Source organism: Paraburkholderia agricolaris (assembly GCF_009455635.1).
Classification (GTDB): Bacteria; Pseudomonadota; Gammaproteobacteria; order Burkholderiales; family Burkholderiaceae; genus Paraburkholderia; species Paraburkholderia agricolaris.
In genome coordinates this window covers 3574169-3588240 of sequence record NZ_QPER01000002.1, presented here as the reverse complement: position 1 = coordinate 3588240, position 14072 = coordinate 3574169, and the positions used below count along the sequence as shown (strand labels likewise).

Below are 14072 nucleotides of genomic sequence, written 5' to 3'. Positions count from 1 at the left end.
CTAGACGGATCATCCTCAGTGTATGTGAAAGCTATATGAAAGTATAGAAAATCCACATCACAGGTCGAAAAACACCGTTTCCTTGTCACCCTGCATATGGATGTCGAACCGGTACACGTTGGCGGCATTCGGTTCGCGCCGCGCGATCAACGTGCCGCGCCGGTCCGCCGGAACTGCTGCCAGCACGGCATCCCGTTCGTTAGCCTCGGCTTCGTCTTCGAAATAGACACGCGTGAAGGTGTGCAACAGCATGCCGCGCATTGTCACGACCACGTTCAGATGCGGCGCTTCGTTCGGGCTTGCGCGGCCGGGTTTCACCGTTTCGACGACAAAGCGCTTCTGCGGATCGGTACCCGTGCCGACGCGGGCGAAACCGCGGAAGCCCGTTTTCAGCGTTTCCTCGCGTGATTCCGGGTAGTGGCCCTGCGCGTCCACCTGTGAGATTTCCAGCATTGCATCGCCGATCACCTGGCCGTCGCCATCGAATACCTGGCCGATGATCGTGATGTGCTCGCCGGCCGCTTCGCGGTCGGCCAGAACCGGTGTGAATAGGCTCTTGAAGTCGAAATCATATTGCTGCGGGCACAGACCATAGGCGAAGTACGGTCCAACCGTTTGCGAAGGCGTTTGCTTGAGAGTCGTCATGGCTTAGCGCTCCATCGGAGTTTCGTTGCGGCCGCGCAGCACGATGTCGAAGTCGTAACCGAGCGCATAGGCCTCTTGCGTCGTATCGAGCGAGAAGTTTGCAATCAGGCGGTCGCGGGCGTGCTCAGGCGTGCCCTGGAAAATCGGGTCGAAAGCCAGCAGCGGGTCGCCGGGGAAGTACATCTGCGTGACGAGGCGTGAGCCGAAATAGTCGCCGAACAGCGAGAAGTGAATATGGTTCGGACGCCATGCGTTCGGGTGATTGCCCCAGGGGTAAGCGCCCGGTTTGATTGTCAGAAAGCGGTAGCGGCCTTCGTTGTCGGTGATGCAGCGGCCGGCGCCGAGGAAGTTCGGGTCGAGCGGCGCGTCGTGCTGATCGTTCTTGTGCACATAACGGCCGGCGGCATTGGCCTGCCAGATTTCAACCAGCGTATTGCGTACCGGTCGGCCGCCTTCGTCGAGCACGCGGCCCGTCACGATGATGCGCTCGCCAAGCGGTTCGCCATTACGCACCGCGTTGCGCGTCAGGTCGTGATCGAGCGCGCCGAGGTCTTCGGTGCCGTAGACCGGCACGCGCTGGTCGCGCAGCTTTTCTTTCAGCGGAATCAGCGGACGCGTCGGGCCACGTTTGACCGACGAGCCGTAGCCGGGATAGACGTAGGCGGGGTGGGACGCGAAGTCGCGCTTGGTGAGAAAGGACTCGTCCATCAGTGTCTCCTTCGTGGAATTGTGGGATACAGCGTATGGAGCGACTTTATCCAACCTGTGCGGTTATGCAAAATGACGTTTTCGCCCTTTTCGTATAACCTCTCGTTATGCAACGCAGCCTCGCGGACAGCCGCGTCAAATTCCGTCATCTCCAGTGCTTTCTGGCCGTCGCGCAGTTCGGCAGCGTGCAGCGAGCCGCCACAAGCCTGTCCATTACGCAGCCCGCTGTCTCCAAGACGGTGGCTGAACTCGAAGCGATTCTCGGCGTGAAGCTGTTCGAGCGCGGCCGCCACGGCGCGGTGCCGACGCGTGAGGGGCAGCTTTTCATGCCTCATGCGAGTGCTTGCGTCAGTGCGTTGCGACAGGGCGTCGATTTATTGGCACGAGCGGAAGGCGCGGCCGCCGCCACGGTGGAAATCGGCATTTTGCCGACCGTTGCGGTCGCGCTGGTACCACCGGCGCTGAAGCGGTTCGCCGCGCTTTGGCCGCGTGTGATCGTGCGCCTCGCAACCGGCGCCAACCCCGAATTACTCGAACGCCTGAAGGCCGGCACGATCGAATTCGCAATCGGGCGCCTGGCGGACCCGGAAAGAATGGTCGGGCTCAGTTTCGAACAGCTTTTCAGCGAGCCGTTGATTGCCGTAGTACGCGCCGGGCATCCGTTGGCGCTCGTGGCAGGTTTACCGGCCACGTCGCTGGAGGATTTTCCAGTGGTGCTGCCGCCGTTCGGCACCCTGATCCGGCAATCGGCTGAAAGCCTGTTGAGCGCGTGGGGCGTGCCGCCGTTGTCGGGGTTTGTCGAAGTGCTGTCGGTGTCCACCGGGCGCGCTTTGACGCTGGAGAACGACGCGGTGTGGTTCGTGCCGCTGAGCGCGGTCGAATATGAACTCGGGCACGGGATGCTGGTGCGTTTGCCTCTGCCGTTCGCGGGCACCGGCGAGCCGGTGGGATTGATCCGGCGCTCGGACACGCAGCCTTCGCCGGTGGGCCGGGCGCTTATCGATGCCGTGCGCGAAGTCGCGCAGCAGCGCATGGCGGCCGCCGCCGGCAAGCCGGTGGCCAAACGCGCTTCCAGGTCCAGGTCCAAGCCCGGGCGTGGCCGCGACGAGCCGCCAAGGATCTGACGCATACCGCGCAGGCCACCCTCCTCCCGGTAGCTCAGCAGACAACGCGGGATAGCCGGTCTCAACGACCCGACCACGCCCGCGCAAGCTGAGACGCACGCCACAGCGACGGAGGTATCTCTTCGGCCGTGACAGTAGCGCTAGACATGGGGCATCAAAAAGCCTGTATATTTATACAGTATCCTGCACGCAAATTCGTAGGTGTGAACTGTCACTTTTATTTGAGGAAACGGGAGTCGCGCGACATCCGTCGCTCGGTTTCATGTCCTGCTTCCGTGTTCAGAGGAGGTTCCATCATGAGAGCAGATGAATGGGTTCGGGAGGCCGAACGCGAATCGAAGCTTGTTGACGCCTTGTACAAGGCTCGTTTTCTGATTTCGATGCACAACGGTATGACGGTGCGATGCGATGGCGAGGAATGGGCGCTCGATTTCGGTCCGGAGTTGATAGCAATTGATGCTGCGTTGAAGACGGCCGGAATTGACACTCAGCACCTCAAGCAGTAGGTACTTCTCGAGCCATCAGAACTGGTTGTCGTATCCCAACGCAAAGTGCCATGGCCACTTGAAGCTCAGCGCGAAACTATGGAGTACGCACACCATCGCGATGCGCCCGCCGTCGAATCCATTCGCAAGTATTCCCCGTATATGCAGTCAAGGCCGCGCAATCGTGCATGGCAACTCAGGGGGAGTACGTAATGAAATACAAGACTATGTTTGTTGCTGTCGCCATGTCGGCAGCTGTTTCAGGTGCCTTCGCTGCAAGCGACACGGTCATGGTAGGCGGTCAAGCCATGTACCCGAACAAGGACATCGTGGATAACGCGGTCAACTCAGCCGACCACACCACGCTTGTTGCTGCGGTCAAAGCGGCAGGCCTCGTCGACACACTGAAGAGCCCCGGCCCGTTCACAGTGTTTGCGCCGACAAACGAAGCGTTCGCAGCGCTGCCGGCTGGCGCCGTCGATTCGCTCGTCAGGCCTGAAAACAAGGCGATGCTGACCAGCATCCTGACGTATCACGTCATTCCTGGGCGCTACGACTTCCGCAAGCTCGACCAGGCCATCAAGGCTGGCGGTGGCAAGGCCGAACTGAAAACGGTCAATGGAGAGTCGCTGACGTTCACTGAGAACGGTCCACACAATATCGTAGTGACGGACGCAGGTGGCCACACTGCTGACATATCAACCTACGACGTTACTCAGAGCAATGGCGTCATCATGGTCGTCGATAAGGTTCTGATGCCGAAGTAGCGCAGACGGTCTACAAAGTCAGGGGCTCTAATTCAGCACATCGCTGTCACTTTCGGTGTCCAGCCTCGACTCACACGCATGCATTGCTCCTCGACGTGGCCCATCTCTGCTCCGTCCAGGAGCGGGCACCTGCTTGCGCGTTGCCGCCGCGCAGCCAGTCAGACCTTTGGCGGTATATGAGACTTCGGCACGGCTAACGGACGAGCCGACATCACAGGAGAAACACCATGGAGAAGTTGACGATGAAAGCTCTGGTCGCACGTGTCGCTGTCGCATCGCTATGTGTGTGTGCCGCGACGCTTGCGCAAGCTGGAGGGAATGGCAACGGTGGCAATGGCAGCGGTGGCGCCCACGGTGCCGCAACCGCAGGCATGACGTACCACAGCGAGCCCGTATCGAGCCCGTGGAACCGGGTCCCTGGCGACATGAGCAAGACGGCGGATAGCGCCAGTATGAACATGCCGACTATGCACCCCGAAGACAACAGCATGTCAACAAGGACTGTTCAGTAGGACCTTTCAGGATTGCCGGCAAGCGGAAATTCCCGGGGCAGGTCGCTCGCGAATTGAAGGTTCGGTAACTCCGCAGTACTTCCGTTCTGGTGACAAAGGCAGTTTTGTCCTGTCGGCGGCGCATCTGACTTCTGTATCTGCGCCGCCCACTTTGTCTGCGGTTTAGTAGCGGTGATAGTAGCCGCCTGCAGGCACAACGATGCAGCCGCCCAGCGCGCTACCAAGACAAACGGCCATCAGCATCAGCACAAGAATTCGTTTCATGGCGCACCTCACGTGTTGGTTGTGAGGGCACTATATTGAGCCGGTAGATTACCCGTGTTTTTGTGTGTAACGAGACGTGTAGACTGAAACATCTCCCTGCGCTCGCACGATTTTCCGAAACCCAGCCATCACGAAATATTCGGTTTCAGAACTCACAACTGCGCGGTCAGCATTGTGGTCCTCCGGAGCGTTAAGCAGTTGAACGGCCAGAAACCATCCCTTCAACTGAATCGGAGACGACCATGCGCAACGCTGCCTACAAAATCGCCGCTGCCGCGGCACTCGCCCTGTCATTTGTGGGCACCGCATCGGCGCAAACGAACTGGGATGCCACGCACCCACGCCGCGCTGAGGTCAACCATCGCCTCGCGAATCAGGACCGTCGCATCCATCAGGAGGTAAGGGAAGGCGAAATGTCCCACGCCGAGGCGGCGAGACTGCATCGCGATGACCATCAGATTCGCGAGGAAGAGCGCGACATGGCGAGCCAGAACGGCAGCCACATCACCAGGCGTGAAGACTACACGTTGAATCAGCAGGAAAACCACGTGAGTCGGCAAATCGGGCAATAACGCCCATCGCGAGCAGCAACGGTAGCCAAGGTACGGCGCTGCCGTTGACGGCCGACGCGCTCTCTGCGCCAACGGATGTCCTCAGACTTGCTGGAGGGTGACATGACAAGCACCAACGGGCAATCCCTGCGTTGCCAGGTGGAAAAGTGACTCGCACCGGGGCCACGCTATTGGTTGCAACCACAGTTTTCGCCCTACCTACTGAAGCCGATGCGCGTCCGCGCATGGAATGTCGCCGAGTTTGGGGGCATGGACATCTTGTTCGCAGGTGCAGACCGCTACCGCCGCCTCGGCGACATCATCATCGACTGCCTCCGCGCCACCGGCCGCCCCCGCCGCATCGCTACTGATGTCCCGCTCGCTTCATCTGTACGGCGGGCTATTGCAGTTGTTCGCAGCTGAACATTCACTCGGCGCACGTTCCATTTGCCAGATTTCTTTGCACGCGCGTTTCGGCTGTTCCGTGAAGTGCCAATTGCGCTCTGAGAAACGGCGTTCAATTGCCGCCTTTGCAGCATCGGTTGAAGCGTAATTAGGACTGGCCGGCTGTGCAGTAGGAGGGAGCCAGAATATCTAATCGCCTCCGCTGCAACTGCACGCGGTGCGCACAAATTTCCGGTATGCGGCGGCAGCACGAACGCGACCGGTCGATTGCCTGAGGTGCTGAGCGCAGGAGCCGCGATTCGCCCACTCCGGCTTGCTGCGCCATCAGGTCAACGAGCGCTCCGACCTTCCCCCCGACCGGGAAGTTCGGTAGACAACGCGGGATAGCCGGTCTCAACCACCCGCCCACGGCCACGCGCGAGGTGGGACACACGCCATAAGGACGGATGCATCTCTTCGGCCGTGACAGCAGCGCTGGACATGTGGCATCAAAAACTGTCACTTTTTTCGAGGAACGGGGCCGCGCGACATCTATCGCCCGGCTTCATCCTGCTTCCGTATTCAGAAGAGGTCCACCATGAGAGCAGATGAATGGGTTCGGGAGGCCGAACGTGAATCGAAACTTGTCGACGCACTGTACAAGGCGCGTCATCTAATTGCCACCGATTCCATCAATTGTGATCTCATCAACATCGCGCTTGTAGCCGACGATGGCCGAGAGTTTTACGGCGAACGATCAGACTATAATCAAGCCCGTCGCAGCGAGATCGTTGATGCGGCGGTCCTCTCGCGGCTCTGCCAATTCTTTCCGGTCGGGTGTTCACCCGCAACACTTCGGGGCTTGGACTGCTCGCGTGGCCATCAAGTTGTGCCGGAGCGGGAAAGGCTTCTGTGCTTCGACAATAGCGGTGGTTGGCAACTGCTTTGCGATTTACTCGGCGGATCACGAACCGGTTGGAAAGCGGTAGACGACCGCCAAGTCTTTGATGTAGGAAGAATGAAGGGGTGTTACCGAACACAGTGATTGGCACCATGCGCTATTCGACGCGCGCGAACCTCTACGTGATGGAAGACGGCAACGACTGTGAGAAACAATAGCTTTGCCCCATCTCAGATTACATGATGTTTGCTGCGATTGAAGATGTACGCAGCGACACGGCGTGTTATAGAGAGGTGCATGCGGAGATCGTTCAGCGACGTTGCGTGCGCTCGGCTCATGTAAAATTCGCGTGTACGCCGTCCCGCTATGTCGCATCAACATGGCGTGATCGGCTCGATACAGGAGGGCCGATTCTCAACTTAATTGTCAAGCATGCGGCAATACATGGCCGCCGACGGCATTAGTTCGCAACTTTACAAGCACTTGAGGCCACACCCGGAATGTCCCAGTGCGATGCTCAGCGGAGCTCGCAGTTCTCATCTTTATTGTGAAGAACTAGTGCTAAAGCCGCCGTGCGCTGCATTGCTGCGGCACGCCGCGCAAGCGGTGTCACACTGCGTGTGGACGGCAGCTTGCACCAGAGCGCAGAAACATCACAAATACTCGGAACGCTGTACGAAAAACCGTACAAGGAGATTGCCATGCCTAGCGACTTGCCCACTCCAGACGCCGCGTTACGCGCCGTGTCGGCGCCTGAGCACAATCCGCTCGGCACCGCCGGCCTCGAATTCGTGGAGTTCGCTTCGCGCGAGCCGAAAGCACTCGGCGAGACCTTCACGAAACTCGGCTTCAAGGCGATTGCGCGCCATATCAGCAAGGACGTCACGCTGTATCGCCAGGGCGAGATGCATTTCCTGATCAACGCCGAGCCGGATTCATTTGCCGAGCGCTACGCCGAGGAGTACGGCGCAGGCATCTGCGCAATCGGCATTCGCGTGGCCAATGCGCAGCGCGCCTTCGACCGCGCGATCGAACTCGGCGCATGGGCGTTCGAAGGTGAACGGATCGGCACGGGCGAGCTGTTGATCCCGGCGATCCAGGGCATTGGCGATTCACACATCTATTTCGTCGACCGTTGGCGCGGCCGTGGCGGCCAGCGCGGTGGCCTGGGCGATATCTCGATCTTCGATATCGACTTCCGTCCGATCGAGATCGATACCGCAGAAGCCGATCTGAATCACGCGGGCACCGGCCTCGTCGCGGTCGATCATCTGACGCAAACGGTCGGCGAGGGCCGGATGCAGGAGTGGCTCGATTTTTATCGCGACCTGCTCAATTTCCGCGAGATTCACGAGCTGCACGCGAACTGGCATGTGGCGGCGGAATCGCGCGTCATGGTCTCGCCGTGCGGCGCGATCCGCGTGCCGTTGTATGAAGAGGGCACCCGCCGCACGAATCTGATGCACGAATATCTGCCGGATCATCCAGGCGAAGGCGTGCAGCACATCGCGCTCGCCACCGACGATATCTTTGCGTGCGTCGAGCAACTGCTCGCGAACGGCGTCGAATTCGTCGAGCCGCCGCCGCGCTATTACGAGCAACTCGATGCGCGTCTGCCAGGCCATGGGCTCGATGTCGAGCGGCTCAGGCGTACGCATGTTCTGGTGGATGGCGAGATCGGCGCCGGCGGCGTGCCGTTGCTGTTCTTTCAGACTTTTGTTCGGCGCGGTGCTGGAGAGATTTTCTTTGAGATCGTGCAGCGGCAAGGACACCACGGTTTCGGTGAAGGCAATTTGAGTGCGTTGGCGCAGGCGCGATAAACGGTATATATGACCGGCTTCTGCCGCAACTGGGTAATCATTGCTTGATTTATGAGTGAATTGATTATCGTTCTCAAACTCGTGTTTGCTTTTATAGGTAATGGAGAATATTGATTATTTCAATTGAAAGATGTCCTGGTGCCAGAGCGTATTAATATTTTAATGAAAGCCGGGAATGCTTATGGAAAAGGCTTTCGGCGAATTTTTTCACTATTGTCTAAACAATCAGTTTCTCCATCTATTTCGCAGAAAAGCGACAAGAAAGGATAAAGTAATATCGTCTGTTTAATCTCCCGTTCGTAATATCTGGTAAGGCAGTCGTGTTGAAACAATTTGCGTTCCAACAACCAGGAGGGAGAGGTGCGATCAGAAGACGACTTCAGTGCAATACGACGTCTATGGATAGTGCGACAGGCCGGACCTCCTTCCGATCACATCAATATATGGCCCGCCAACGCGGTTGCAATCAGTTTGCGCGGGCGTCGAGGATTGCCTTTCCCCGCGACGACAATGGCAGTTTCTGCCGTCATCGCCTGCTTGCCGCTTCCGGCGCTCGCGAATTGCACCAGTGCCGGCAATGCCACCACCTGCGACACCAGCGCGCCTTCACCGTGGACGACCACTATCGGCACGGGGCCGAGCAACGCGTCAGGCGCGACCGTCACGATTGGGTCGAATGCCCAGGTGGTGGTCGGCGATGCAACGGCGATTGCTGTGTCCGACAATGCCAACATCACCGTATCGAGCGGCGCGTTGGTCCAGAACACCGCGAAGACGAACAACGGCTTGTACGGCACCGGCGCCAACACCATCGATTTCCGTAATAACAGCACGCTGACCGTGCAGCAGGGTGGGACCGTCATTTCGTCTGGAACACAGGGGTCTGCCGAGGCGGTCAACCCCGAAGGCAGCGGCAATACCGTCATCAACAGCGGCACGATCCGCGGTGTGAATTCGGCTGCGATCTGGTTTCAGAACACGTCCGGCACCAACACGGTGATCAACAACGCGACGGGGATTATCCAGGCGCCGAGTAGCGTGATCGGCGCATCGGGCAATGGCGCGGTGGACTTCACGAACCGCGGCCAGGTAATCGGCAATCTGGTGTTCGCGGGCGGCAATGACTCTCTGCATCTCTACACGGGATCGGTCATCACCGGCAACTTCGACGGCGGCGGCGGTAACAACGTCATCACGCTCAACGGCACAGGTACCGCTTCACTGCCCGGTAGCATCAAGAATTTCCAGAGTCTGTACAAGCAGGACAGTGGTACCTGGACGCTGACCGGTTCGATCGTCGGCGTGACGGTCGCCGAGGTGCAGCAAGGCACGCTCGTGTTAAACGGCAACAACTCGCAGTACACGGGCAAGGTGATCGTCGATTCAGGCGGCGTACTTCAGGCGCCCGCACAGAGCCTGCCGCCGACCGTTACCGATAACGGCCTCGTGCAATTCACGCAAACCGTCAACGGTATATACGCGGGTCTTATCACGGGTACCGGATCGGTGGAAAAGGACGGCGCCGGCACGTTGACACTCGCGCCGACGGCAACCGGCGGGAACACATACTCGGGCGGTACGGTGCTGACGCAAGGCGTGCTCTCGGCATCGGCGGATAACGTGCTCGGTGCGGCAACGGGTGGCGTGACGTTCAACGGCGGTACGCTGCAACTGGGTACCAGTTTTAATCTGGCCGGTACCCGGCCTATCACGGTCGCGGCGGGCGGCGGCACGATCGATACGCAGGGCTTCCAGTCGACCATCACACAGAACATTACGGGCTCGGGGGCGCTGACCAAAGCCGGCTCGGGCAGCCTGATCCTGGATGGCGCGAACACGTACAGCGGTGGCACGACGGTTAGCGCGGGCACGCTCGCGGTTGGCGATGCCGCGAGCCCGAACGCGGCGCTCGGCGGCGGCGGGACCGTCAATGTTGCTGCTGGCGCGACGCTCGGTGGCTATGGCAGCGTGACGGGCGACGTCACCAATAACGGCACGTTGAGCGTCGCCAATGCGCTGGCGGCCTTTTCGAGCGGGCCGAATGGCAACTTCACAGTCAACGGCAATGTGGTTAACGCGGGACTCGCGCAGATTGCGGGCAATGGCGTGGGCAATACACTGACCGTCGCGGGGAACTATACCGGGCAGAATGCGACGGCCGCGCTTAGCACGCAATTAGGTGCGGACAATTCGCCGTCCGACAAGGTCGTGATCAGTGGCGGCCGGGCGAGCGGAACGACAACGCTTGGGATTACCAATGTCGGTGGAACGGGTGGGCTGACCGTCGGCAACGGCATTCAGGTGGTGCAGGCGACCAACGGCGGCACGACCGCAGGCGGCGCGTTCGCTCAAGGCAATAGCGTCAGCGCGGGGGCTTATACCTACGCGCTGTATCACGGCGGGGTAACGCCGGGCACGCAAAACGACTGGTATTTGCGTTCGAGCTTGCCACCTGCGCCGACGCCTGCACCTGCACCTGCACCTGCACCTGCACCTGCACCTACGCCTGCACCTGCACCTGCGCCTGCACCTGCACCTGCACCGACACCGACACCGACGCCAACGCCAACGCCAACGCCAACGCCAACGCCAACGCCAACGCCAACGCCAACGCCAACGCCAACGCCAACGCCAACGCCAACGCCAACGTCAACGTCTTCGCCGGCACCGACTCCCGCGCCCGCAGCGGTTCCACCGCCAGTCCTCGCGGTTGGCGCGCCAGCTTTGCCCGTCGCCTCAGCCAACACCGCGACACCCGTGCCGATCTACCGCATGGAAGTGCCGGTCTATGCCGAAATACCGTCACTGGCGCGCGAACTCGCCGTCGAGCAGATCGGTACCTTCCACGATCGGCAAGGCTCACAGAGTTTGTTGAACGAAAACGGCGTGGTGCCGGCAGGATGGGGCCGCGTATGGGGCGGACACACTGTGCAGGGAAATGATGGCGCCGTGAACCAGGAATTCGACGGCTCGATCGTCGGCGCACAAGTCGGGCAGGACCTCTATGCCGATTCGAGTCCGAGCGGCCACCGTAATCACTACGGTTTCATACTCGGCTACGCTCGCGCGACGGGTGACGTCAACGGCTTCGCGCTCGCGCAACCGGATTTCGCGGCCGGTCATCTGTCGATCAATTCATACAGCCTTGGCGGCTACTGGACGCACATCGGACCCGGCGGCTGGTATACGGATACCGTGTTGATGGGCAGCACGATGACGATCGATCCGCGCTCCAATCAAAACATCGGCGCGACCACGCATGGCAACGCGTTCACGGCATCGGTGGAGGCCGGCTTGCCGATTCCGTTGCCGCTAAATCTGTCTATCGAGCCGCAGTTGCAATTGATCTACCAGCACACGCATATCAATGATCTGAACGATGGTGTCTCCACCGTCTCGTTCCACAGCGCGAGTGGCCTGATCGGACGCATCGGTGCGCGGCTGCTGGGGCAATTCTCCGCGCTCGGGACTCAATGGGAGCCCTACGTACGCGTCAACGTGCTGCGTTATTTCGGCGGTACGGACGAGGCGACCTTTGCCGGCACCACGGCGATTCCGACGACGGTCGGTCAAACGGAGGGACACGTCGGCGCAGGCATCTCGGCCCGACTGAACAACACCGTCAGCGTTTACGCAACGGCGGGATATCTGTTCAATCTGGGCGGTGCCCATCAACGTACCGTCGAAGGTGACCTGGGCGTGCGTTGGCGCTGGTAAGGCAGGCGGCGACGCCTGGGCGCCGCGCGATCAGGCGTCGCTGGCGTCGTCGGGTCCTGCTATCGATGGATTCCCCGCGCTGTATGCGGCCGCTTCCCGCAGCAGCCACTCGCGAAAGTTCGTGAGCGGCTTACCGTGGCTCAACTCGGTCGGATAGACGAGGTAATACGCCGAGTCAGCGACCGCGGGCGCGTCGAGCGGGATCACGAGTCCCAACTGCCCGAGTTGTGTATCGACGAAAAAGCGTGGCACGAGTGCGATGCCGAGACCGGCCGCGGCGGCACTGATCAGCATGGTGTGGAGTTCGTAGCGCACCCCTTGCATCGTCCGGTTATCGTCGACACCGAGACCGGCGAACCACGACGCCCAGCCGTCCGGCCGGGTGGTGGAATGCAGCAGCGGGTAGTCCAGCAGATCGGCCGCCGTTTCAACCGGGCGCGTCAGCAAGCTCGCCGCACAGACCGGCACAACTTCTTCACTGAACAGAAATTCCGCCGACGTGCCGGGCCATGTCGGCTTACCGTAGTGAATCGCCGCTTCGAAATGCGTCTCGGCGAACGGGAAGGTGCCGGTGCGCACGCCCATATTGACCCGCACATCCGGATGCTGCGCGTTGAATGCCGCCAGTCGCGGAATCAGCCATTGCGAGGCGAAAGTGGGCAGCACCGCCAGTTCCAGATACCCGCCACCGCTGCCATGCGCAATGATCGACAGCGTGTCCCGGTCCAGTTGTTCCAGCGAGCGCCGCACCTGCGCGCTATAGACCTTGCCCGCCTTGGTCAGGACCACGCGCTGTTTGACGCGCACGAACAGCCGCACGCCGAGATTGCTCTCCAGCGTATTGATCTGTCGGGACACCGCGCTTTCGGTCAGGAAGAGTTCGCGTGCCGCATGCGTGAAGCTCTCGTGCCGCGCGGCGGCTTCGAAAGCGAGCAGCGCGCCCATGTTGGGGATCTTGAACTTTCGCATGTTGATTCCAAAAACGCATCAAGTTGCGATTTTATCTCGCTTTACGGCGGCGCTGCGGATTTGAATAATCTCGCATCCAACGATGCCGCGCTTGCGTCCTGAAGCCGTGCCGACAGACCGTCTTCAGGCACACGAAAGCGTACTCACCGCACTCCGCCCGGAACCGATATGCGAAACATCAAGAATGCGAATGTCGAACAACTGCTGCTGAAACTGCTCGGCGCCGAGAAAACCGCGAGGCTGTTCGCCACGTTGAATCATCCGCTGATTCTCAATGAATGGGAGGACGGCACCGTCACACGCGCCGAGATGGCGCAGGCGATGAACATGGCGCTGTTTGAGGACCTGCTGGGGCGCTCGGCGAATGGCCGCCAGTACACCGAGGAAACGATTGCCGCCGGCGGCAGCGTCTACTTCGACCACGGCGCATTGCGCACCGTGCGCTGGGCCGGAAGTGGCGCGCTGCCGCCCGGTGAGGCGGCTTTCGCGCGCATCCTGCGGCCGCTTGGTTTCAGCATCAATGGCCGCTATCCGCTCGACCGTCTCGGCATGACAGGCCGTGCCTGGGCGCATGACGACGCGCCCGATGAAATCGCGCAGTTCTTCGTCAGCGAATTGCATCCCGAGCGATTCTCGACGGCATTCCAGCAGGCAGTGACGAACGTGATCGGCACTTCGCGCGATCCGCTGACGCCGCAAGCGGCCGGCCAGTTGTGGGAGCTCGAACGCGAAGGCGTGCTGCCGCTGGAGGCGGCCCATGCACTGCTGCCGGTGATCGTCGGCGCGTTCGCACGTCAGCATGAGACGCCACGCGAAGCCGATTACGCAGTATTGTTGAACGAGTCGGCGGAAATGGCATGGATCGCGACCGAAGGCAACGCTTTCAATCACGCTACCGATCGCGTCGCGGACGTGTTCAAGCTTGCCGACGACGAGAAGGCGAAAGGTCGGCCGATGAAGCCGGAAGTCGAGCGTTCGCGCTCGGGCCGCGTGTTTCAGACCGCGTACCGCGCGGATGTCGTGCGGCGCGAATTCCGTGCGGTCGACGGCAGCATCGTGACGCGCGAGGTGCCGGGATCGTTCTACGAGTTCATCACGCGCAAGCGGACTTTCGACCAGGACGCGCGCCGCTGGGAAACGGACCTGCGTTTCGACGCGGGCAACGCGCAGGGCATCTTCAAGATGACCGCGAGCCAGGCTGCGTGATGCGCAGTTCGGATCATGG

12 protein-coding genes and 1 pseudogene are annotated in these 14072 nt (G+C 60.5%); 9 read left to right on the top strand and 4 right to left on the bottom strand.

Annotation, left to right across the window (positions count from 1 at the left end):
- Positions 1-57: 57 nt before the first annotated feature.
- Positions 58-645 carry a protocatechuate 3,4-dioxygenase subunit alpha gene (gene pcaG, locus GH665_RS37295; protein ID WP_153142006.1) on the bottom strand — a complete coding sequence of 196 codons (588 nt, stop codon included), beginning with the start codon at positions 643-645 and terminating at the stop codon, positions 58-60.
- Positions 646-648: 3 nt separating this feature from the next.
- A complete protein-coding gene (gene pcaH, locus GH665_RS37290; RefSeq protein WP_153142005.1) occupies positions 649-1353 on the bottom strand; it encodes a protocatechuate 3,4-dioxygenase subunit beta in 705 nt (234 codons plus the stop codon).
- Between the two features lie 107 nt (positions 1354-1460).
- On the opposite strand from pcaH, the gene pcaQ reads away from it, so the two are divergent.
- Entirely contained in the window at positions 1461-2477 is a 1017-nt protein-coding gene (gene pcaQ / locus GH665_RS37285) for a pca operon transcription factor PcaQ (protein WP_153142004.1), read from the top strand.
- Between the two features lie 12 nt (positions 2478-2489).
- On the opposite strand, the pseudogene GH665_RS39370 reads toward pcaQ, so the two are convergent.
- A pseudogene (locus tag GH665_RS39370) lies at positions 2490-2625 on the bottom strand (translesion DNA synthesis-associated protein ImuA); the annotation flags it as partial.
- Positions 2626-2773: 148 nt separating this feature from the next.
- Here GH665_RS39370 and GH665_RS37280 point away from each other — a divergent pair.
- From GH665_RS37280 to GH665_RS37250, 7 genes are all read left to right on the top strand, one after another.
- On the top strand, positions 2774-2983 hold the full coding sequence (locus GH665_RS37280; RefSeq protein WP_153142003.1) for a hypothetical protein: 210 nt from the start codon (positions 2774-2776) through the stop codon (positions 2981-2983).
- Positions 2984-3174: 191 nt separating this feature from the next.
- The gene (locus GH665_RS37275; RefSeq protein ID WP_153142002.1) at positions 3175-3729 is read left to right on the top strand and encodes a fasciclin domain-containing protein; all 555 of its coding nucleotides are present in this window, start codon (positions 3175-3177) and stop codon (positions 3727-3729) included.
- 227 nt (positions 3730-3956) lie between these two features.
- Positions 3957-4241 carry a hypothetical protein gene (locus tag GH665_RS38990; RefSeq protein WP_153142001.1) on the top strand — a complete coding sequence of 95 codons (285 nt, stop codon included), beginning with the start codon at positions 3957-3959 and terminating at the stop codon, positions 4239-4241.
- Positions 4242-4747: 506 nt separating this feature from the next.
- Positions 4748-5077, top strand: a complete 330-nt coding sequence (locus GH665_RS37265) for a hypothetical protein (protein ID WP_153142000.1) — start codon at positions 4748-4750, stop codon at positions 5075-5077.
- Positions 5078-6038: 961 nt separating this feature from the next.
- Positions 6039-6485, top strand: a complete 447-nt coding sequence (locus tag GH665_RS37260; protein ID WP_153141999.1) for a hypothetical protein — start codon at positions 6039-6041, stop codon at positions 6483-6485.
- A gap of 557 nt (positions 6486-7042) precedes the next feature.
- A complete protein-coding gene (locus GH665_RS37255; RefSeq protein WP_153141998.1) occupies positions 7043-8161 on the top strand; it encodes a 4-hydroxyphenylpyruvate dioxygenase family protein in 1119 nt (372 codons plus the stop codon).
- Between the two features lie 510 nt (positions 8162-8671).
- On the top strand, positions 8672-11878 hold the full coding sequence (locus tag GH665_RS37250) for an autotransporter family protein (protein ID WP_153141997.1): 3207 nt from the start codon (positions 8672-8674) through the stop codon (positions 11876-11878).
- Positions 11879-11908: 30 nt separating this feature from the next.
- Here GH665_RS37250 and GH665_RS37245 read toward each other — a convergent pair whose 3' ends face one another.
- Entirely contained in the window at positions 11909-12847 is a 939-nt protein-coding gene (locus GH665_RS37245) for a LysR substrate-binding domain-containing protein (RefSeq protein WP_153141996.1), read from the bottom strand.
- A gap of 168 nt (positions 12848-13015) precedes the next feature.
- Between GH665_RS37245 and GH665_RS37240 the strand changes: the two genes are divergently transcribed.
- Complete coding sequence (locus tag GH665_RS37240; protein ID WP_153141995.1) at positions 13016-14053, top strand: DUF1338 domain-containing protein; 1038 nt, start codon at positions 13016-13018, stop codon at positions 14051-14053.
- Positions 14054-14072: the final 19 nt, after the last annotated feature.

Bases quoted from the DNA above. Each gene is read 5' to 3' on its own strand.
- GH665_RS37250 (WP_153141997.1), top strand. From the start codon at position 8,672: ATGGCAGTTTCTGCCGTCATCGCCTGCTTGCCGCTTCCGGCGCTCGCG.
- pcaG (WP_153142006.1), bottom strand. From the start codon at position 645: ATGACGACTCTCAAGCAAACGCCTTCGCAAACGGTTGGACCGTACTTC.
- GH665_RS37245 (WP_153141996.1), bottom strand. From the start codon at position 12,847: ATGCGAAAGTTCAAGATCCCCAACATGGGCGCGCTGCTCGCTTTCGAA.
- GH665_RS37260 (WP_153141999.1), top strand. From the start codon at position 6,039: ATGAGAGCAGATGAATGGGTTCGGGAGGCCGAACGTGAATCGAAACTT.
- pcaH (WP_153142005.1), bottom strand. From the start codon at position 1,353: ATGGACGAGTCCTTTCTCACCAAGCGCGACTTCGCGTCCCACCCCGCC.
- GH665_RS37275 (WP_153142002.1), top strand. From the start codon at position 3,175: ATGAAATACAAGACTATGTTTGTTGCTGTCGCCATGTCGGCAGCTGTT.
- GH665_RS37240 (WP_153141995.1), top strand. From the start codon at position 13,016: ATGCGAAACATCAAGAATGCGAATGTCGAACAACTGCTGCTGAAACTG.
- GH665_RS37280 (WP_153142003.1), top strand. From the start codon at position 2,774: ATGAGAGCAGATGAATGGGTTCGGGAGGCCGAACGCGAATCGAAGCTT.
- pcaQ (WP_153142004.1), top strand. From the start codon at position 1,461: ATGCAACGCAGCCTCGCGGACAGCCGCGTCAAATTCCGTCATCTCCAG.
- GH665_RS38990 (WP_153142001.1), top strand. From the start codon at position 3,957: ATGGAGAAGTTGACGATGAAAGCTCTGGTCGCACGTGTCGCTGTCGCA.
- GH665_RS37265 (WP_153142000.1), top strand. From the start codon at position 4,748: ATGCGCAACGCTGCCTACAAAATCGCCGCTGCCGCGGCACTCGCCCTG.
- GH665_RS37255 (WP_153141998.1), top strand. From the start codon at position 7,043: ATGCCTAGCGACTTGCCCACTCCAGACGCCGCGTTACGCGCCGTGTCG.